The 19,098-nt window shown below is 72.2% G+C and carries 21 protein-coding genes; 10 read left to right on the top strand and 11 right to left on the bottom strand.

What is annotated here, in order from left to right; all coding sequences use genetic code 11:
• The first annotated feature begins 4 nt into the window (after window positions 1-4).
• The 4 genes from ABJI51_RS20465 to ABJI51_RS20450 all read left to right on the top strand — a co-directional run bounded on the left by ABJI51_RS20465 (window position 5) and on the right by ABJI51_RS20450 (window position 3,328).
• On the top strand, window positions 5-1,033 hold the full coding sequence (locus tag ABJI51_RS20465) for a septum formation family protein (protein WP_348952694.1): 1,029 nt from the start codon (window positions 5-7) through the stop codon (window positions 1,031-1,033).
• Window positions 1,033-1,383, top strand: coding sequence for a metallopeptidase family protein (locus ABJI51_RS20460; protein WP_020642760.1), 351 nt, complete (start codon window positions 1,033-1,035; stop codon window positions 1,381-1,383). Before ABJI51_RS20465 ends, ABJI51_RS20460 begins: the two co-directional genes overlap by 1 nt.
• A gap of 172 nt (window positions 1,384-1,555) precedes the next feature.
• Complete coding sequence (locus tag ABJI51_RS20455; RefSeq protein ID WP_348952692.1) at window positions 1,556-2,815, top strand: MFS transporter; 1,260 nt, start codon at window positions 1,556-1,558, stop codon at window positions 2,813-2,815.
• A gap of 39 nt (window positions 2,816-2,854) precedes the next feature.
• On the top strand, window positions 2,855-3,328 hold the full coding sequence (locus ABJI51_RS20450; protein ID WP_348952691.1) for a hypothetical protein: 474 nt from the start codon (window positions 2,855-2,857) through the stop codon (window positions 3,326-3,328).
• On the opposite strand, the gene ABJI51_RS20445 is transcribed toward ABJI51_RS20450, so the two are convergent.
• The 3 genes from ABJI51_RS20445 to pheA all read right to left on the bottom strand — a co-directional run bounded on the left by ABJI51_RS20445 (window position 3,325) and on the right by pheA (window position 5,606).
• Window positions 3,325-3,969 (bottom strand): DUF4232 domain-containing protein, encoded by a 645-nt coding sequence (locus tag ABJI51_RS20445; protein ID WP_348952690.1) that lies wholly within the window; start codon window positions 3,967-3,969, stop codon window positions 3,325-3,327. The two genes, ABJI51_RS20450 and ABJI51_RS20445, sit on opposite strands and share 4 nt — an antisense overlap.
• A 114-nt stretch (window positions 3,970-4,083) precedes the next feature.
• On the bottom strand, window positions 4,084-4,701 hold the full coding sequence (locus ABJI51_RS20440; protein ID WP_348952689.1) for a histidine phosphatase family protein: 618 nt from the start codon (window positions 4,699-4,701) through the stop codon (window positions 4,084-4,086).
• Window positions 4,698-5,606 carry a prephenate dehydratase gene (gene pheA, locus ABJI51_RS20435; protein WP_348952688.1) on the bottom strand — a complete coding sequence of 303 codons (909 nt, stop codon included), beginning with the start codon at window positions 5,604-5,606 and terminating at the stop codon, window positions 4,698-4,700. Before pheA ends, ABJI51_RS20440 begins: the two co-directional genes overlap by 4 nt.
• Before the next feature lie 98 nt (window positions 5,607-5,704).
• Between pheA and ABJI51_RS20430 the strand changes: the two genes are divergently transcribed.
• The 3 genes from ABJI51_RS20430 to ABJI51_RS20420 all read left to right on the top strand — a co-directional run bounded on the left by ABJI51_RS20430 (window position 5,705) and on the right by ABJI51_RS20420 (window position 7,757).
• Entirely contained in the window at window positions 5,705-6,319 is a 615-nt protein-coding gene (locus tag ABJI51_RS20430; RefSeq protein ID WP_348952687.1) for a macro domain-containing protein, read from the top strand.
• Between the two features lie 115 nt (window positions 6,320-6,434).
• On the top strand, window positions 6,435-7,367 hold the full coding sequence (gene coaA / locus ABJI51_RS20425) for a type I pantothenate kinase (protein ID WP_348952685.1): 933 nt from the start codon (window positions 6,435-6,437) through the stop codon (window positions 7,365-7,367).
• A 234-nt stretch (window positions 7,368-7,601) separates the two neighbouring features.
• Window positions 7,602-7,757, top strand: a complete 156-nt coding sequence (locus ABJI51_RS20420; protein WP_348952683.1) for a hypothetical protein — start codon at window positions 7,602-7,604, stop codon at window positions 7,755-7,757.
• A 4-nt stretch (window positions 7,758-7,761) separates the two neighbouring features.
• Here the strand turns inward: ABJI51_RS20420 and ABJI51_RS20415 are convergent, their stop codons facing one another.
• The 3 genes from ABJI51_RS20415 to ABJI51_RS20405 all read right to left on the bottom strand — a co-directional run bounded on the left by ABJI51_RS20415 (window position 7,762) and on the right by ABJI51_RS20405 (window position 11,791).
• Complete coding sequence (locus tag ABJI51_RS20415; protein WP_348952682.1) at window positions 7,762-9,270, bottom strand: hypothetical protein; 1,509 nt, start codon at window positions 9,268-9,270, stop codon at window positions 7,762-7,764.
• Window positions 9,271-9,459: 189 nt separating this feature from the next.
• The gene (locus ABJI51_RS20410; RefSeq protein ID WP_348952681.1) at window positions 9,460-10,782 is read right to left on the bottom strand and encodes a DUF6880 family protein; all 1,323 of its coding nucleotides are present in this window, start codon (window positions 10,780-10,782) and stop codon (window positions 9,460-9,462) included.
• A gap of 88 nt (window positions 10,783-10,870) precedes the next feature.
• Entirely contained in the window at window positions 10,871-11,791 is a 921-nt protein-coding gene (locus ABJI51_RS20405; RefSeq protein ID WP_348952680.1) for a nitrate- and nitrite sensing domain-containing protein, read from the bottom strand.
• Window positions 11,792-11,924: 133 nt separating this feature from the next.
• Here ABJI51_RS20405 and ABJI51_RS20400 point away from each other — a divergent pair, with 133 nt between their 5' ends.
• Window positions 11,925-12,242, top strand: a complete 318-nt coding sequence (locus ABJI51_RS20400; RefSeq protein ID WP_348952679.1) for a nucleotide pyrophosphohydrolase — start codon at window positions 11,925-11,927, stop codon at window positions 12,240-12,242.
• Here the strand turns inward: ABJI51_RS20400 and ABJI51_RS20395 are convergent.
• The 3 genes from ABJI51_RS20395 to ABJI51_RS20385 are packed head-to-tail and all read right to left on the bottom strand — an operon-like array spanning window position 12,239 to window position 14,655.
• Complete coding sequence (locus ABJI51_RS20395; protein ID WP_348952678.1) at window positions 12,239-12,571, bottom strand: DUF3024 domain-containing protein; 333 nt, start codon at window positions 12,569-12,571, stop codon at window positions 12,239-12,241. The two genes, ABJI51_RS20400 and ABJI51_RS20395, sit on opposite strands and share 4 nt — an antisense overlap.
• A gap of 22 nt (window positions 12,572-12,593) precedes the next feature.
• A complete protein-coding gene (locus ABJI51_RS20390; protein WP_348952676.1) occupies window positions 12,594-13,157 on the bottom strand; it encodes a P-loop nucleotide/nucleoside kinase family protein in 564 nt (187 codons plus the stop codon).
• Window positions 13,158-13,182: 25 nt separating this feature from the next.
• The gene (locus tag ABJI51_RS20385; protein ID WP_348952675.1) at window positions 13,183-14,655 is read right to left on the bottom strand and encodes an exonuclease domain-containing protein; all 1,473 of its coding nucleotides are present in this window, start codon (window positions 14,653-14,655) and stop codon (window positions 13,183-13,185) included.
• Window positions 14,656-14,929: 274 nt separating this feature from the next.
• Here ABJI51_RS20385 and ABJI51_RS20380 point away from each other — a divergent pair, with 274 nt between their 5' ends.
• Window positions 14,930-15,646, top strand: coding sequence for an excalibur calcium-binding domain-containing protein (locus tag ABJI51_RS20380; protein WP_348952673.1), 717 nt, complete (start codon window positions 14,930-14,932; stop codon window positions 15,644-15,646).
• A gap of 27 nt (window positions 15,647-15,673) precedes the next feature.
• On the top strand, window positions 15,674-17,965 hold the full coding sequence (locus ABJI51_RS20375) for a helicase-associated domain-containing protein (protein ID WP_348952672.1): 2,292 nt from the start codon (window positions 15,674-15,676) through the stop codon (window positions 17,963-17,965).
• On the opposite strand, the gene ABJI51_RS20370 is transcribed toward ABJI51_RS20375, so the two are convergent.
• Together ABJI51_RS20370 and ABJI51_RS20365 are read right to left on the bottom strand one after the other, a co-directional pair.
• Window positions 17,935-18,552, bottom strand: coding sequence for a class F sortase (locus ABJI51_RS20370; protein WP_348952670.1), 618 nt, complete (start codon window positions 18,550-18,552; stop codon window positions 17,935-17,937). The two genes, ABJI51_RS20375 and ABJI51_RS20370, sit on opposite strands and share 31 nt — an antisense overlap.
• Complete coding sequence (locus ABJI51_RS20365) at window positions 18,549-19,016, bottom strand: calcium-binding protein (protein ID WP_348952668.1); 468 nt, start codon at window positions 19,014-19,016, stop codon at window positions 18,549-18,551. Before ABJI51_RS20365 ends, ABJI51_RS20370 begins: the two co-directional genes overlap by 4 nt.
• Window positions 19,017-19,098 lie beyond the last annotated feature (82 nt).

Below are 19,098 nucleotides of genomic sequence, written 5' to 3'. Positions count from 1 at the left end.
TGCGATGTCTCCCAGCGCCGATCGGTTCCCCACCGCCACGCAGACGCTGCACACCCGCGTCGTGATGGGCGGGATCTTCGCGGGTGCGCTCATCGCGCTCGCGCTCAGCGTCGTCTTCTCGTGGAGCGACGGCGTCGCCGGCGGGTCCGGCGGGGGCGCCGGCAAGCTGTCCGCGGCCGCCGAAGAGGCGTTCCACTCACCGCCCGGCAGCTGCCTGACCTGGGACAACCCGGACGCGAGCGACGCGCGGAAGGTGGCCTGCACCCAGCCGCACCTGTTCGAGGTGACCGCGCTGGTGGACATCGGCGCGCAGTTCCCGGCGGGCGCGCCGGTGCCGTCGCTGGAGCAGTGGCAGCAGATCGCGCAGCAGAAGTGCACCTCCGACGTGAAGCCCTACCTCGGGCACAACCTCGACCCGTACGGGAAGCTGACGACGAACCTGCTGCGCCCGACGCCGTCGCAGTGGGAGGACGGCGACCGCCAGCTGCGCTGCGGCCTGCAGTGGGCGGGCCCGGGCGGCAAGCTGCTGCCGACGACCGGCCCGGCGAAGGAGCAGGACCAGTCGCCGGTCTTCGAGCCGGGCACCTGCCTGGCGCTGCTCGGCAAGGGCGTCGGCGACCCGGTCGACTGCGCCCAGCCGCACTCCTACGAGATCGTGGCCACCCTCGACCTCAAGACGAAGTTCAAGGACGGCTACCCGAAGCAGGACGACCAGAAGGCCTGGCTCGACACCGAGTGCACCAAGGCCGCGGGCGACTACACCGGCGGCGCCGACCTCGACGCGAAGAAGCTGACCCTGACCTGGGACCTGCGGGAGCAGGAGAGCTGGGACGCCGGCTCGACGAAGGTCAACTGCAAGGTGGCGGCGGCGCTGCCCGACCGGAGCGGCCTGCAGGCGGTGACCGGCAGCATCAAGGCCGCCCCGGCAGGCGCCGACGGCGGCCAGCCGCAGGACGGCGGCCCGCCGTCGGACGGGGGCGGCGGCCCGGCCACCGGCTCCGCGGCTCCCCCGACGTCGAAGAAGAACGGCTGATGCCGGTCGAGATGAGCCGGGAGCGGTTCGAGGAACTGGTCTCGGAAGCCCTCGACGAGGTGCCGCCCGAGTTCGCGCGGGCGATGGACAACGTCGTCGTGCTGGTCGAGGAGTTCAACGACGAGGCACCGGACATCCTCGGGCTCTACCACGGGATCGCGCTGACCGAGCGGACGTCGTCCTACGGCGGGGTGCTGCCCGACCGGATCTCGATCTACCGGCAGCCGATCCTCGCCATGTGCGAGGACGAGGACGAGGTCGTCGAGGAGGTCCTGATCACCGTCGTGCACGAGCTGGGCCACCACTTCGGCATCGACGACGCCCGGCTCCACGAACTCGGCTGGGGTTAGGGCCGCGCGGATTTCCCTGCCCCGCCAAGATCTTCCGCCGCTTTCCGCACTGATTCCGTCGAACGGTCACGGTATTCACGAGTAGTGACAACGTGACCACGCCGCGCCAGCACCGCCGTTATCCTGGTGACCCAAAGTCGCAGGGTGACTTCGATTCGTGCGGGGAGGCACAGTGGACGGAACCCGGAACGGCGGCCGAAGACTCGGGTGGCTGCTGACGTCGAGTGCGGCGTCCCACCTGGGGGACGGCATCGGCAAGGTGGCCCTGCCGCTGCTGGCGACGACGCTGACCCGCGATCCGGTGCTGATCGCCGGGCTGTCGGCCACGCAGTTCCTGCCCTGGCTGCTGTTCGCGGCGGTCGCCGGCGCACTGGTCGACCGGATCGACCGGCGGCGGGCGATGATCGTCGCGAACACCGCCCGCGCCGCCGCGGTCGGCGTGCTGGCCGTGCTGGTCGCCACCGGCGGCATGACGATCTGGCTGGTCTACCTCACCGCGCTGATCATCGGGACGGCCGAAACGATCGCCGACAGCGCGGCGAACGCGCTGATCCCGGCGGTCGTCGGCGACGGCTCACTCGACGCGGCCAACAGCAAGCTGCAGGCGTGCGAGATCGTCGGCCAGACGTTCCTCGGCGGCCCGGTCGGCAGCATGACGTTCGCGCTCTTCGCCGCTTTCCCGTTCATCCTCAACTCCGCCGGGTTCGCGATCGCGGCCGCGGTGCTGCTCGGGCTGGCCGGTACCTACCGGGGCCAGGCGGAAAGCGCTGTCCGGCCGGCGAAGCTGCGCACCGAGCTGGCCGACGGCCTGCGCTGGCTGCGCGGGCACACGCTGCTGCTGCGGCTGGTCGTGGTCGCCGGGCTGCTCAGCCTGGTCAGCGAGCTGGCGCAGGCCCAGCTGGTGCTGTACGCGCTGGAAGACCTGCACCTGTCCGAAGCGACCTTCGGGCTCTTCGCGTTCGTCGGCGGGATCGGCGGGCTGATCGGCGCGGGCGTCGCGCCTCGCCTGGTGCGCGCGGCCGGGCGGCGCGCGCTGGTGGTCGGCGGGATCGTCTGCTGCGGCGCGGGCTTCGGCGGCATGGGCCTGGTGCGCTCGCCGGTGGCGGGCGCGGCCCTGTTCGGCCTGTTCGCGGCGGCGGTCGTCGCGGTGAACGTCGTCCTCGCGACGGCCCGGCACACGCTGGTGCCCGGCGAGCTGCTGGGCCGGGTGCTCGGGGTGTGGCGCACGGTCGTCTGGGGCGCGATCCCGCTGGGCGCGCTCCTCGGCGGCGTGCTGACCGAGGCGCTCGGCACGGCCGCGCGGACGTTCGCGGTGTCCGGCGTGGCGATGCTGGCGATCGCCGCGTGCGCGTTCGCGGCACTGCGGCGGTTCCCGCTCGATGACAAATCGGACTCAGCCGCGGCGCTGCTGCACCAGGATCCGGGAATGTGAGCTGAAATAGCTCCTCACCCAGGTGGTGAGGAGGCGGCTATGCGCACCGTGGACCCGGGCACCGGCACCGACGCCGAGCCCGACTACGAGGAGTCTTCGGTCGACCGCGGAGAGACGGCGGGGCCGTCACGCCGTCCGCTCGTGCTGAGCGCGGTCGCCGGGTTCGTGCTGGGCGCGAGCGTGCTCGGCCTTCTCTGGGGCCTGTCGGGGGTGCACGCGGGCGCACTCGAAGACGCCGTCGCGGCGTGCCAGGCGCTCGACCGGGTGGGCGAGCTGCCCGACACGAGCCGGGACGCGCAGCCGTCGCTGACGCCCGCCCTCAGCGCGGAACGGCTGCAGCGGATGACGGCGGCGCGCGCCCTGTCGGCGGCCGCCGCGCAGGTGAACGCCAACTACCAGCCGCTGGCCGACCACATCGACGGCGTCAGCCGGATGGTGCTCAGCCTGCACTTCAACGACATCTCGGGCCAGCGGCACCTCACCGAAGCGAAGGAGATCTGCGGCCGCATTTAGGCGGGGTGAACCGTCTTCACGGCCAGCTGGTTGCCCGGGATCTTGGTGCTCGCGCAGCCGGTGCCGTCGGCGGGCACGAAGTTCGACGCGGTCTCCTGCGGCAGGTAGATGCGCAGGCCCTTGACCGGCGTCGGCTGGCAGACGGCCGGGTCGAAGTTGTGCACGTTGACGAACTGGATGTCGGCGGCCGCGGTCTGGCCGGGGTTCAGCTTGACCGCGTTGCCCTTGGTGCCTTCGCGGAAGGCGTCCTTGCCGACCTGGTGCCCGTCCGAACCGGCCACATAGGACACCCCGGGGAAGCCCTGGACGGTGCACGGCTTCGCGCTCGTGTTGGTGATGAGCAGCGGCCGGTACACCGACCCGGCACCGGCGTCGCCCTGGCCGAGCGCGAGCTTGACGTCGCCCGCCTTGCAGAGCCCGTTGCCCGCGGGCTGCGCGGTCGCCTGGGTGGCCGGCGCCGCCGTGCTGGCGCTCGCGACCGTGGTGGCCGTCGTGGTGGTGGGGGACGCCGTGGTCGACGGCGTCGACGTGCTCGCCGCGGGCGTGCTGCCGCCGCCTCCGCAGGCCGCCAGCGCGAGGACACCCGCCGAGGCCGCGGCGACCGGGAAGAACCGTGAAAGCTTCGTCCGAACCATTTCCATCGCCTCCCTGGTTGGTGCTGGGTAGACGTACCGCAGCGCGGGCAGGTTGGTTCGGACCGGTGAATTCCCCACCAAACGTGTCTTAAACGTGACAGGGTCACACTTTCGTGACGGCTACAGCGGGGTGTCCACCCAGGTGAGACAGTGCCACTGCCCGTCCGGCCGCGCCTCCAGCTCGACCAGGCCGGTGTTCGGGATCAGCGCCGCGTTGGCGACGTCCGCGTGGACGTTCGCGGCCAGCCACTCCGCGCTCAGCCGGATCGCGCCACCGTGGCTGACCAGTGCGACCACCCCGTCCGGGTCGGCCTGCTCGTGCTTGGCCCGCAGCCGGCCGACCGCGTCGAGCATCCGGGTGCGCACGCTCGTGCCGCTCTCGCCGCCGGGCAGCGACGGCGTCAGCTCGCCCAGCGTCCAGCGCCGGACGGTGTCCATGTAGACCCGGACCGAGTGGTGGTCGGTCGCCCCTTCGAGGTCACCCGCGGCGACCTCGTGCACGCCGTCGACGACCTGGACGTCCAGCGAGAACCGCGCCGCCAGAGGCGCGGCGGTCTGCTGCGCGCGGATCGCCTGCGACGCGTAGACCGCGACCACCGGCTCCCCCGCCAGCCGCGCCGCCAGGTCGTCCGCCTGACGGCGGCCCAGCTCGGTCAGCGGCGGGCCGGGCAGGGCGGTGTCCAGCGCGCCGCGGACGTTGCCCTCCGTCTGCCCGTGGCGGATGAGCAGCAGCCTCACGCGAGGTCTCCCTTGCGGACCGCGTCCGCCCACACGGCCGCCTCGACGAAGTCGTCGTTGCCGAAGCCGGGTTCGATCGTGGTGCGCGTGCTGTCGGCCCGCGGGTGCGAGCCGAGGAACCGCAGGTTGCGGCAGTGCCGGCGCAGCGCGGTCAGCGCGTCGAGGATCCGCGGCTCGGCCACGTGCCCCTCGAAGTCGATGAAGAAGCGGTACTCGCCGAAGTTGTTGCGCGTCGGCCGGGCGTCGAGCCGGGTCAGGTTGATGCCGCGGGTGGCCAGCTCGGTGAGCAGCTCGGCGAGCGTGCCGGTGCGGTTCGCGGCCGCGGCGACCACGGACGTCCGGTCGGCCCCGGTCGGCGCCGGCAGGTCACCCGGCGGCCGGACCAGCAGGAACCGCGTCGCCGCGTCGGCGACGTCGGCGACCTCGGTGGCCAGCACCTCGAGGTCGTAGTGCTCGACCGCGACCGGCGCGCAGACGGCCGCGTCGAACTCGCCCTCCAGCACGCCGACCGCGGCGGCCGACGTCGACGACGACGCCACCGGGTGCGCGTCCGGCAGGTTGGCCTCCAGCCACTCGCGGACCTGGGCCAGCGCGTGCGGGTGGCTGGCGACGGTCCGGATCTCGCCGCCGCCGCGCCGGGTCAGCACGCTGAAGTGGACGGGCAGGATGGTCTCGGCGACGGCCACCAGCGGCGTCGACTCCGAAAGCGCGTCGAGCGTGGCGGGCACCACGCCTTCGACCGAGTTCTCGATGGGGACGCACGCGGCGTCCACCTCGCCCTTGCGGACGGCCGTCATGGCCAGCCGGATGGTCTCGAGCGGGATCAGGTCCTCGCCGGCGGCCAGTGCCCGCGCGGCCTGCTCGGTGAAGGTCCCCCGGGGGCCGAAGTATGCGATCCGTGACACACACCCAGGCTACGGGGCCCGGCCGTGGCGACTTTCACTCGGACAGCCGGTACGGGAACCGGTTACGCCGGGTGGCGTTTTTTGCGATGCTGGGACGCGTGACCGCCGACCCGGGCACGCACACCGGCCGTGAGGGCGCCGAGCCGCCGGTCTTCCCTCGCACCCCGGAGCTGGTGCTGTGCGCCGTCGATGAACCACTCGCCGCGGCCTGGAGCGCCGCCGCGGACAAGCTCGGCGGACGCGTCCGCGTGCACCGCGGGTCGGTGCTCGACGTCGCCGCCCAGGCCGTGGTCAGCCCGGCCAACTCCTACGGCTGGATGCGCGGCGGCATCGACGCGGTCTACGCACGGGCTTTTCCCGAGGTCGAGCAGCGCGTGCGCAGCGCTGTCCTGGCCTTTCACGGCGGTGAGCTGCCGGTCGGCGAGGCCGTGGTCGTCCCGACCGGCGAGGACCGGCCGGCGTGGCTGATCAGCGCGCCGACGATGCGGGAACCCGGCGAGCTGCTGCCGTCCGGCACGGTGCACCCCTACCTCGCCGCCCGCGCGGTGTTCCTGAAGTGGCGCGACGGGCGGCTCGACCAGGGCCCGCTGCGCGAGTTCGTCGAGACGATCGCGATGCCGGGCCTCGGCACCGGCGTCGGCGGGGTCGCGCCGTCGACGTGCGCCCGGCAGGTCGCGGCCGCCTGGACCGAGGTTTTCGGTCACCCGCAGTGATCAACCCCCAGGTAAGGGGTGGACTACATCACAGCGCGTTCACGGGCCGTAAGCCCTACCGTTAATCAGGCAGGTGAACGTCCGCCAGTGCAGGCGACGGCCGGAGGAGTGTGCGATGACCCGGGTCCGCGAACTCAGCCCGTATGTCGAGCTGCACCGCGAACAATGGAAGGAACTGCGCAGTTCCACGCCGTTGCCGCTGACCGCGGCCGAGCTGCTGCGGCTGCGCGGTCTCGGCGAGCAGGTCGACCTGGCCGAGGTGGCCGACGTGTACCTGCCGCTGTCCCGCCTGATCAACCTCCAGGTCGCCGCGCGCCAGCGGCTCTACGAGGCGACGACGACGTTCCTCGGCGACGACTCCCGCGGCACGAAGGTGCCGTTCGTGATCGGCATCGCGGGCAGCGTGGCGGTCGGCAAGTCGACCACCGCCCGCATCCTGCGCACCCTGCTCGCCCGCTGGCCCGACCACCCCCGCGTCGACCTGGTCACCACCGACGGGTTCCTGTACCCGCGCGCCGAGCTGATGCGCCGCGGGATCATGCACCGCAAGGGCTTCCCCGAGAGCTACGACCGCCGCGCGCTGCTGCGGTTCGTCACCGAGGTGAAGTCGGGCGCCGAGCGCGTCACGGCGCCGGTGTACTCGCACCTGGCCTACGACATCCTGCCGGGCCAGGAGCAGGTGGTGCAGCAGCCGGACATCCTCATCCTGGAGGGGCTGAACGTCCTGCAGCCGGGCCCGCGGCTGATGGTGTCCGACCTGTTCGACTTCTCGATCTACGTCGACGCGCACACCGACGACATCCAGCGCTGGTACATCGAGCGGTTCCTGGAGCTGCGGCACACGGCGTTCGCGGACCCGGCGTCGCACTTCCACCACTTCGCGGGCCTGCCCGACGACGAGGCCCGCGCCGAGGCCCGCCACCTGTGGCGGTCGATCAACGAGCCGAACCTCATGGAGAACATCAAACCGACCCGGCCTCGAGCCACGCTGGTGCTGCGCAAGGACTGCGACCACACCATCAACCGGGTCCGCCTGCGCAAGCTCTGAGCCTCGCCGCCGCGGGACGCAAGCCCGGCTGTCACCCACACGCGTCCCATTTCCACGGTGGGCGAACACCGGGGCACGCGCGGTCGCCGTCCGCGACTTTCCGCGGCCGTTTCCCGGCCGATCGGCCGAGGCGGGCCCGGCAGCCGTAACCGGTTGGCCGATACCGGTGCGCGGGTCCGAAAGCGACCCTGAAGGAGTCCGGAAAACGACTCTGAGCTGGGGAGGAGGCCCACGATGTTCTCGATGATCCTCACCTGGGTCGGTGCGGTGCTCGGTCTGACCCTGCTGATCGCGATGGCCGCCGGGACGTTCGTCGTGGACTTCGACGACAGGCTGCAGGAGCGCCGCCGCAAGGGGAAGCCCGCCGAACCGGCAGGCCCCCTCCCCTGAACCCTCAGAGTGCGGCAACGGCCTCCAGGTAGGCCTCGGCGTCGTATTCGAGCGTTTCCGCGTCGACCAGGCTGTTTTCCAGCGCGTCGATCAGCTGCTCGAAGATCTCGTCGCGGTCCAGCTCGCCCTCCTGCAGCCGCTGGACGGCCTGCCAGAGCTCGGCGGGCTCGTCGTCCCACAGCTGGTCGACGATCGTGGCGCGCAGGATCAGCCGCTGCTCCTCCTCGTCTTCGTCGGCTTCGGCGATGACCAGCGCGCGGCGCTGCTCGGGGTCGGCCGGGTCGAGGTCGACCTCTTCCTCGTCGATCTCCGTGGTCAGCGACGGCACGGCGAACATCCGCCGCTCCAGCGCGTCGGCCAGCTCGGTCGGCGACAGGTCGCCGACGTCGCCGAAGTAGCGCTCCAGCGGGGAGTCGTCCTCGTCGGCGTACTCGCTCAGGTAGTCGGCGACGGCCTCGTCGAGCCCGGCGATCGCCGTCTCGGTCAGCCCGGCCCGCTCCGCCGCCCACTGGACCCAGGCCAGCACGACCGGCTCGACGGCTTCCTCGTGGTCGGCGTCGAGTTCGTACTCCTCGCCCAGCAGGCCCTCGAGGAACCGCGCGATCTTCTCCGGGCCCACGCGCAGCGGGTTCGCCGGGTCGGTGCGCAGGCCGTGCTCCAGCAGCAGGCGCCCGATCGCGCGCGCGGCGCCGGCGTCCTCCCCGCTCGCCGCGACGAACTGCTCGACGACGGCGGCGCGCTCGGCCTCGGACCACTCGGCCACCTCGGGCACGAGTGCGGGCTCCGGCAGCGCGCGGCACCAGGTGAGGGCGATCGCGTGGAAGCGCGCGTAGTCCTCGCTGACGTCGGCGTCTTCGAGGTGGTCGGTCGCGGCGAGGCCGTCGGCGACGAGGCGGTGCGCTTCGGCCGGGTCGACGGCTTCGAAGACGACCAGCTCCGGGTCGGCGTCGGACTGCTCGCGCATCTCGGCGACGACGTCGGCGGGCTGGTCGATCACGACGAGGTCCCGGACGCGGCCGCCCTCGGTGAAGTCGAGCAGCGCGAGCAGGCCGTACGCCTGCCCGCCGTGGGTGAAGACGCAGAGCAGGGACGACTCGTCGCCGTAGACGTCCCCGGTGCGCCAGCACTCGCCGGAGGTGACCTGCCCGAGCGCGCCGGCCCAGGCGGGCTCGGGGATGCCGCGGCCGAGGACGACCTGCAGCGCGGCGTCGGCGGCCTTGCGTTCGACGTCGGTCTCCGCGACGACCTTCAGCGCGGCCAGCAGCGCGGCGGCACCGGGGGTGATCTTGCGCTGTGCGAAAGCGATCAGCTCGAGGCCGAGCGGCTCGGCGCCGTCCTCGGCGGGCAGGTCGCGGAACTGGCCGAGCACCTCGGAGGCGAGCAGCTCGACGTCCACGGGCGCGGGGTCGGCGCCCAGCGCCGAGAAGTCGTTCAGGACGTCCTTGAACAGGCCGGTCACGCTGTGGGTGACGGGCTGCGGCTGCCTCTTGCGGGCGCGACTCACCGGGCTCATGACGTCATGTTTGCACCGCGCCCGTCAGCCGGTCGCGGTGGCCCTGGCGCGGGTCCCCCCGCCTGCCCGGCGGGGAGGCGCCGAGCCGGACGGCGGAACAGGGCCACCGCGACGTCGCTGGCCAGAGCGGGTGACCGCCTTGGCGGGCTCGCGGTGTCCCGGTGCACGTGTATCACCGGTTCATCCGGGTCAACGAGAGGTGCGCGAAGAGGTTACGGCTTTGGGGATGGCGATGCGCGCGGTACGGATTTCCGTGATCAGGCGGGTTTTCCGGCGGTGGGTTTCCGCCAGCGCACCGACGAAGGCGGTGAACTCCTCCGGCGTTCCGGCCTGCTTGTGCAAGCTGCGCAACAGCTTCAGCCGTCGCGCGGCCTCGCGGTAGGACTGCGGGTCCTTGCGCTCGATGAGGTCCTCGACGTGTTCGCGGAAGACCGGGATGGTCTCGGCCGGGTGCTCCGCGGCACGCTGCGCGGCCAGTTCCAGCTTGAGTTCCGGGGACGCGCCGAACCGCACGCAGGCCCGCCAGGCTTCGTCGGGACGGCCGTCGTCGAGCAGGACGCGGGCCAGCTCGTCACCCCGTTCCGGGCTTTCGGCGGCCAGCTCCCGCAACCGGGCGAGCGCGGCCCGCCGCTGGGCCGTCCACTTGCCGTCGGCCTGCGCGGCCTCGCGCAGCGCGGCGTAGGTCTCCCGGCCCGGCTCGGCGTCGAACTCCTTGCGGCGGCGGGACGTTTCGTCCTCTGGTTCCGGGGGCGGCTGCTTGTCGTGGGTGAGCGCGCGGGCGGCGTGCGCGATGGCCTCGCTGTGCCGTCCCGCGGCCCGCAGCACCCGGACGATCTTGAGGCTGACGTCGACGCGCGGCGGCTTGGCCGACAGGATCGCGACCAGCTCGTCGACGTCGCCGAGGACCTCGGCGAGCTGTTCGCGGAGCCGTTCGGCCACGTCACGGCGGTGGCCGGGCCCGCTCGCCGCGAGCACGTCGTCCACAGTGGACTTGATCCGCTGCAGCCCCGGCTCGCCCAGCGCGGCCGCGAAGTCGGCGAGGTCGATGGACGGCCGCCCGGGACCGTCGAACTCGACTTCGAGGATCCAGTCGGCCAGCTTCTCCGGGTCCGGTGGCCGGGCGGCACACGCGCGGGCGTACAGCTCGACGGCCCGGTCGAGCCGGTCGCCGAGGTCGCCGGTGTAGTCGCCGGACTGTTCCAGCACCTCGCTGATGTCGTCGACCGTGCGGCGGGCCAGCGGCGCGAGGTCGGCGCGGCTGCCGGCGTCGAGCATCCGCTGCAGCGTGTCGAGGACCGCGCCGACCTTCGCGGCGTACTCGGCGTTCCCGCCGGTGACCGCGGTGTCCAGGAGCCGGTGGGCCTCGCTGACGTCACCGGATTGGGTGGCGGCGCGCAGTTCGAGCGAGTGGCGTAACTCAGGGTCACGCTCGGCCTGGGCGTACAGCAGGTCCGCCAGCGTCTCCGCGTCCAAAGTGCGCAGGTAGAGGCGAAGATCGGGGTGGGGACTCACGCGCACCAGTCTGCCCGACCCCCGGTGCGGCGCGTGTGCGCCAACCGCGTGCTCTTTTCGGAGTAGTCCGTGACGCTTCGTGTGCGGCTCACCGGCGGCGCAGATCGTCGAACACGGCTTTCAGCGGCCACGGTTCGGGCAGCCGCGGCCGTCGTGACCGTGCGTGCCGGGGCCGCGGGATGGCCGGGCGGACGGTCGGCACCATGATCGGGACGACCGGCACCGGAACCCGCGCCACCAGCCGCCGCACCACGAACAGCAGGAGCACCGCGCACAGCAGAAGTGCCGCGCCGGCGGCGAGCGCGCCGGCGAGGGTGCGGCGGCCGTCGTCGAGGGTGAGTTCGACGGCGTACTCGCTCTGCTGCGTGTACAGCCTGCCCAGCTGGTCGGAGACGGTGTAGGCGGCGCTGCGCCAGGTGGACTCGGGTACCGGCAGCGGTTCGGCCGCGGTCAGCGCGTCCTCCGCGGCGGTCAGCCTGCTCCAGTCGGCGCTGCGGACCAGCGACTCGTACGCCGTCCGGCCACTCTCGGTGAGCTGCGGGGCAACCCGCGCGAGCCGGTCGCGGTAGGCGGCGACGGCGGCGGTGAACTGCCGCCGCGTTCCGCTGTCGAGCCCGGACAGGGCAAGGGAATCGGAGCGGTACATCCCTTCGGCCACGGAAAGCAGTTCGACGGCGGTGGTCTGCTGGAAGCCGGATTCGGCGTCCGGCGCCCGCCGCGCGTAGCCGCTCAGTCCGGTGATGGCGTCGTCGATCCGCTGGGTGAAATTCGCGTACGCGTCATCCCGTTGGCCGGGCACGGCCATCGCCGCGCTGCGCTGGGCCTGCAGGGCGACCACCGCACGGGCCGTCCGTTCCGCCGCGGAAGCGGTCTCCATGGCGAGGTCGCGGGTGCGAACCGCTTGGTGGATCAGGAAAACCGCGATCACCAGTGCCACGAGGACGAGGGCACCGCCGGGGATGCAGGCGATGCCGAGCATGCGGCCGCGGACGGATCGCAGGTACTTCAAGACGTTCCTTTCCCGGCCTTGGACCCCGCACACATCCCGACGAGCGTCAACCTATTGAGTGAGAGATTCACCGGTCAACGCGGATCCGCCATACGGCCGTTAGCGCACGGTGACGGCCGGGATAATCGGGCCTGTGACCTTCGAAGACGTGACCCGGCGCCTGCGCGGCTTCGCGGCGGCGCGCGCGTGGGAGCCGTACCACACCCCGAAGAACCTCGTGATGGCGCTTTCCGGCGAGGTGGGCGAGCTGACCTCGCTGTTCCAGTGGCTGACGCCGGAGGAGTCGGACGCGTGGCGCGACGATCCCGAGCTGGCGGCGAAGGTGCTGGACGAGATCGCGGACGTCACGCTGTACCTGCTGCAGCTGGCCGACCGCCTCGGCGTCGACCTGGCCGCGGCGGCGCACGCGAAGATCGACCGCAACGAGGTGCGGTTCCCGCCGCCTGCCTAGCCCCAGAAGACGCCGTCGGGGTTGCGGTCGATCTCGGCGAGCAGCGCGGGCGGGGTGCTGGCAACCGGCGCGTCCGGGTAGGACAGCCACCGGCCGGTGCGGTCGGCCCAGAAGACCGACCAGATCCCGAAGTCGTCCAGCCGCAGCTGCGCGATCTTCTGCTCGGTCCAGTCGGCTTCGGGCTGCCCTGGCGCACGCCGTTCGACGATGGTGACCGTCCGGCCGCGGGTCCGGCATTCGACCCGGATCCGGTCCCTGAGCCGCTCGGGGACGCGCTGGGCGCACCACCGTTCGATCTGCCGCAACGCCAGTTCCGGAATGCCCGCCATGACTCCAGTGAACCGGACCGGCTCAGCGGCCCCGCACGGGGGCGCCGAGCGCGGCAACGACGTCGGCATAGGTGTCTTCGGGCGCCCGCCCGCCGGTGGGCACGACCACGCACCGCGGCCGCTGCGGCAGGTAGGCGGTGAGCTGGTCGTGGATCTTCTCGACCATGGCGGTGCCCCCGCGTTCCCACAGGACGTCGTCGATGCCCTTGGTGACGGCATCCTCCGTGGCGGCCCGGCCGGCAAAGCGCTCGCAGGCCACGGATTTGTCCGCGGTGAGCAGGATTTCCCGGTATTCGGCCCCACATTCGGCGGCGACGGCCTCGAAGGGCTCGACGTCGGCAACGCGCGTGGCCAGCTGCGGCATGACGACGTCGAACCCGGTCCGCAGATGCGCCCCGGCCATGGCGGCCGTGAGCAGCTGCGCGGCCTGGAAGGTCCGGAAGAAGGTGTCCTGCCAGCCCCCGATGAGACAGACGACGCGGTCGGTGTCCAGGTTGAGGACACCGGGATGCCGGTCCACGTAGGCCTGCGCGATGGTCGACTTCCCGATTCCGGACGGGCCGTTCAGATGGATCAGCCGGGGCACCGGACCGAGAGTACCGAAGATCGGCTCACCGCGGCGCGGGCTCGGCGATCCACCACCCGCCGAGGAGCGCCCCGACTCCGAGCATCCCGAGGAAGATCCCCACGGCGAGCGGCGACCCGGCGAACATGGTGACGACGACGATGAACATCAGCAGCAGCCCGAAGCCCATCAGGATCCGCCCGCCGAGGACTTTCACCGTCCGGGGCGCAGGCGCGACGACCTGCGCCGGCTGGGGAACCGGCGGAGCCACCACGGCAGGCACCTCCGGCAGAACGGACGTGCGCTGGGCCGGCGCCGGACCGAATCCGAGGACAGCCGTCGCCTCGGGCAGGCCGAGGACGATCACCCCCAGCTCCGCTGCCCTGGCCAGCCGGGGCTCGGAGTCCGGAACCGTCTCGTCGCGAACCAGATGGGTCACGGTCGCGGTCAGCTTCTTCGCCAGCTGAGCCCCTTCGGCCAGGACCCGGGCACGCAGCCGGTCCGCGGCGGCCGTGCTGCCCAGCACGAGCACCCTGACCGGCCGGTCCCCGCCGGAGCGCCGCAGATCACTGACGAGTTCCGGCACGCCGAGCGCTTCCGCAACCTGGTTCAGCTCACGGACTTCCGCATCGGTCACCACCCCGTCACCTTCGGCCACGGCACGCAAGGACGTCACGAACTGCTCGTGGGTGGCCCGGACCTGCGCTTCGGGAAGCCCGGCCTCGGTCGCCAGCGCGGCCAGCGCCCAGACCTCCTCGTGCGTCAGGTGCGCGTCGGCGACGACTCCGGCGAGCAGGTCGAGGTACGCGTACCCGAGCGCCGGATCACCACCGACCGGTCCCATCACCACACGTTCGACGACATCGGCCATCCAGCCCTGCTCGACCGGCGGTTCCTCGCCCCGTGGGCGCAGCCGTCCGCCTGCCGCGAACCGCGGCACCGCGGGAAAGGCCGGAGCGACCGCGAAAGTGAACCCGTGCCTGCCGAACAGCGTGACCGCCAGCCGCGCGACCGCACGGGCGCCGGTCACCGCGGGCCGGCCGAGCCGGACGGAGACGCCGAAAGCGTGCGCCACCGTCGCGAGCCGGTAGTTGGGCAGCTGGACGGCCGACTGAGCGGCGGCGAGCAGGCCGACGCCCGGCAGCACCGGCACCTGCACCCCCAGCCGGGCGATTTCGTCGCGCAGGAAGGCGGCCACGAAAGGCAGGTTGTACGCCACGACGACACTGCCGCCGCACAGGTCCAGCAGCGGGCCCAGCACAGCGCCGAAGGGCGGCGAATCATCGAGTTCGTCCCGGGTGAGGCCGTGCACGAAGACCGAGCCCGGCGTGACCGCCCGGCCGGGATTGATCGTCGTCGTCAATTCGCCGGCCACGGTGCCGTCCGGCCGCATCCGCACGGCGGCGAGCTCGACAATGCGTCCCGGCCGCAATCCCGTGGTACGGATTTCCACCGCGGTGAAGTCGAGATCGTGCGCGGGACGGCCGCCGGCGCCGGACAACGGGAGAGATTCGATCACGCTGGCTGATCGCGCCGACGCGTTCGGCCGTGACAGCTTTTCCGTCACCGGCGGATGTTCGTGACCGGATCGTGACGGCAATATTCGGCCGGATAACAGATGGTGGTCCGTTTCGCGCTGAGGCGTAACACCGGCGGGGCTTTTCCCGAACCCAGGGTCGGCACGTCGCGTCGAGGAACGAGGATCACCCCGCATGTACGCACCCACCCCGGGACAGCCGCGCCCGAAAAGGCAATTCCCGAATTGGCTCCGGATCACCCTGGCCGTTTTCCTGGTGCTGTTCGTTCTCGGCGCGATTTTCGGGAAGTCACCCGAACCGGCGCTGACGGCTTCGCCGTCGTCGACGACGGCCGCTCCCACCACCACCAGTGGCACCCCGGCTCCCGTCGCGGAGACCTACACCGTCGCAACCGTGACGGATGGCGCCACGTTCGAGGTGATCGGCAGCAACGGCACCCGGAAGACGGTGCACGTCACGGGTGTGGCGACGACGGGGACGACCAGCGACTGCTTTGGCGCGGAATCGCTGGCCTGGGCCGGCAGCAAGCTCGCCGGCCGGCCGGTCAAGCTGGGCGCCGACATGGCAGGCGGTGTCACCGTGACCCTCGCCGACGGCGAGGACTACGCAACGCTGGCGGTCCAGAACGGCTATCTCAAGTCCACGACGGCCGCACTCAGCGCCGCCGAGACCGCGGCCAGGCAGGCAGCGCACGGATTCTGGGGCCCGCCGTGCAACGGCTCCGTCAATCTCACGACGCCTGCACCTGAACCCACCTCGGCACCTCCCGCGCCGAGCACGAAAGCGGCGCCCAAACCGCCGCCGGTGCGGACGCCCACCCCGGAGCCGCCTGCTCCCAAGCCGGACACGAGCAGCGCCTACTACGCCAACTGCAGTGAGGCGAGGGCAGCGGGAGTCACTCCCCTGCACGTGGGAGATCCCGGGTACCGGCCCGGACTGGACCGTGACCACGACGGTGTGGCCTGCGAATAGCCGTCCGGCGGCCGCTAGCCTGGGCCCATGACCACCGCCGACGAACTGCTCGGCAGGCTCACCCGCCTGAACGCCGATGAGCTGGCGAAGCTGCTGGCCCACCGGCCGGACGTGCTCGAAGAGCCGTGGCCACGGCGGCTCGACGTCGTCGCGGCGCGGCTCGCCTCGCCCGAATCCATCGACGCGGCGCTGCTTCGGCTGCCGCTTCCGCTGGTGCAGGTCATGCGCGCCGTCCAGCTGTGTTACGTGCTCGGTGAGGGGCCCGCGCCCCTTGCCGAAGTCGCGCGGCTGCTCGGCGCCACCGATGTCGAGTCCTATGTGGACGAACTGGCCGAGCGCTCACTGCTGTGGCGCGAAGACGACAAAGTCGTCCTGCCGAGACTGCTGCGGCGCAACAGTTTTCAGCCCGAGGGCCTCGGCCTGCCCGTCGCGGACCTGCTCGGCGAACTCGGCACGCCGCGGCTGGCGAAGCTGGCGCAGGCCAACGGGCTGCCGCACACCGAGCGGAAACGGGACCTCTTCCTGAGTCTCCTGGACTTCTTCCGCGACGCCGACCGCGTTCGCGAGCGCTTCGCCACCGCGCCCGGCGATGCCCGCAAACTGTTGCTGGACATGGCCGAAGGTGTGCCCGAAGTCGAGGGTCACGCGCCGGCGGGGTGGGCCTTCGAGCACGGTTTCCTCTTCGCGACCTACTACGGCAGCGTCGCCATGCCGATCGAGGTCGCGCTCGCCCTGCGCGGCCCCGGCCGCCAGCTGCCGTTCACGCCCGAGGAACCGGAGTACGCCGTCACGCACGTCGGGACCGAGTCCGGCGAGGCCGCGTCGTCGGCCGCCGCGCTGCGGTTGCTCGATCGCGTGTCGGCGATTCTCGACATGGCCGCCGCGGAGCCGTTTCCGCTGCTCAAGGACGGCACGATCGGGACGCGCCTGATCAAGAAGGTCGCCAAGGAAACCGGAGGCACGCCGGCGGAGATCGAGCTGGCCTTCGACCTCGCGGCGCAGACCGGGCTGCTGCTGGCCGACGAACCGGAGCCGCCGCGGCGCGGGCACAAGACTCCGCCGCCGACGCTGGGGATCAACCCGGAGCTCGCGCGGCCCGAGCCCGCGCTGCTGTACCGCCTGCTGGTGACGACCTGGTGGGACCCGGTCCCGCCGGAGTTCGAAACCGACGTCGACGCGCTGGTGCGGCGAGCGCTCGTGCGGCTGCTGGCGCGGCTCGACCCCGGTGACGCCGTCGCTGACGTCGGCCAGCTGGTCCGGCTCGTCCAGTGGCACGCGCCGATGCTGCCTGCCGACGACTTCGCCGCGTACGTCCGGGCAGCGCTCACCGAAGCCGAGCTGCTCGGCGTCGTCGCGCACGGTGCCGTGACCGCGGCCGGACGTGCGCTGCTCGCCGGGCACGGGCTGGTCGAAGTCACCGACGAGCTGGTCTCCCGCGCGCGGACGACGGCGTTGTTCGGCACCGACCTGACCGCGATCGTGCCCGGCTCGCCGGACGCGCGGCTCGCCGCGTTGCTGGACCGCGTCGCCGACCGCGAGACACAGGGCACCGCGACCAGCTGGCGGTTCTCGCCGTCGTCCGTGCGGCGGGCGTTCGACCAGGGCGCGACGGCAGGCGAGCTGCTCGCCGAGCTGCGGACGATCGCGGCGGGCGAGCTGCCGCAACCGCTGGTGTACCTGGTGAACGACGTCGCGCGGCGGCACGGCGAGGCGCAGGTGATCGACGTCGCGAGCGTCGTCGTCGGGGACGCCGCCGTGCTCGCCGAGCTGGCGGCGCACCGGAAACTCGCCAAGCTCGGCCTGCGTGCCGTGGCTCCGACGGTCCTGACGTCCACAGTGGACGCTGCGGGAACGGTGAACGCCTTGCGTGACGCGGGTTATGCGCCAACGCGTCATGCCGCCGACGGCAGCATCGTGCTGCCTGCTCGCGAGCAGCAGTCCGCGCCGAAGGCCGCCGTCCGGGACGCCGATCCCGACGAAGGGCCGCCCGATCCCGCCGAGCACGCGAAGCGCCTTCTCGCGGCGCCGGCAAGCGGACCGGGCCTGCTGCGCGGCCAGCTCGCGCGCGCGATGAGCGACCGCTACGCGGGCCGGCTCACCACGAAGCAGCAGCAGCTCTGCTGGCAGCTCGAAGCCGGGCTGCCGGTGGACGTCCTGTACCGCGAGGACGGCGCCGAGCCCGAACACCTGGTGATCGCGTATCCCGAGCTGGACGGCGACCTCCTGGACGTCTGGTCGCTGAACGAACGCACCTACCGGCGGCTCGACCTGGCCCGGCTCGACCTGGCTCAGGCTTCGACCGCGGTGAGTTTCGCGTAGGCGACGACGTTGTCGAGGTAGTTGCCGCTCGCCCGGTCGAACGCCCCGCCGCAGGTGATGAGCCGCAGCTCGGGCTCCGCCGTGTCGCCGTACACGCGGTCGGTCGGGAAGGCGGCCTTCGCGTAGCGGTCGACGCGGTAGACCGTGAAGACCGCCGTCCGGCCGTCGGTGCGGCCGACTCTGGCCTGTTCTCCGGGCCGCAGGTCTTTCAGGCGCGAAAAGGCGCCGGGCACGTGCTGGTAGTCGACGTGCGCGGCCAGCACTGCCGGGCCGGCCTCGCCGGGTGACGGCGCACCGGTGAACCAGCCGACGGTCGTGGCGTCGGGCGGCACCTCCAGTGCGCCGTCCGGCGTCAGCCCGAGGTCACGGAGGCCCTCGGCCCGGACGCCGATCGCCGGGATGGTCAGGGACGCCGGTTTCGCCGCGGGCAGCGAGCCGGTGGTGACCACCGCGGTCGCGACGGGGGACGGCGGGACGGCGGGCTGCGGCGCCTTCGGCGACAGGACGAGGACGAGCGCGACGGCCACGACGACGCCGAGCGCGGCGACGACCGCCGCGACCGCGGGCCACAGACGCGGGTGCCTCAACTCGGCCGCCGGCGCAGGTAGAGCACCATGCCGCCGGACGCCGACGCGGCCAGCACCGCACCGGCGACCAGCAGGAATCCGGGGACTTCCGCGTCGGGCTCACCGCCGCCGGTGGCCACGCCGCCGACCGGCTTGATTTTCACCTGACCACCCGAGGCGGCTTTCCTTGCCGTGGTTTTCGGCGTGGTGGCGGGCCGTTCCGACGTCGGCGTGGCGGCGTTGTGCTGCGGTCGGCGCGGCAGCGAATCACACGCGATACCGTCGTTGTCCGCGTCGAGGTGGTTGGGGTCTCCCGGCGTTGCGTCGAGAACCGCTTGCGCGTCTTCCTGGTATTCGAAGTCTGGACAGTCCACATCGGCCGTCAGAGGCGTCGCGAGCTGCGCGGAAGCGAAGGGAACGGGACCGAGGAAAGCGAGCCCGGCGACGGCCGCGGACGTCGTCAAGGCACGGCGGAGCAAGGACAACGGGAGTCCCTTCGGAGGGCGTCAGGGGGTGATTGCGTGGTTACTATCGCGGCCTCGGCGCGCCTGTTACGCGCCTTTCCGG

The sequence above is a fragment of the Amycolatopsis melonis genome (assembly GCF_040064235.1).
GTDB lineage: Bacteria > Actinomycetota > Actinomycetes > Mycobacteriales > Pseudonocardiaceae > Amycolatopsis > Amycolatopsis melonis.
The sequence above is the reverse complement of the archived record's forward strand: the minus strand, read 5'-3'. Positions and strand labels throughout refer to the sequence as shown.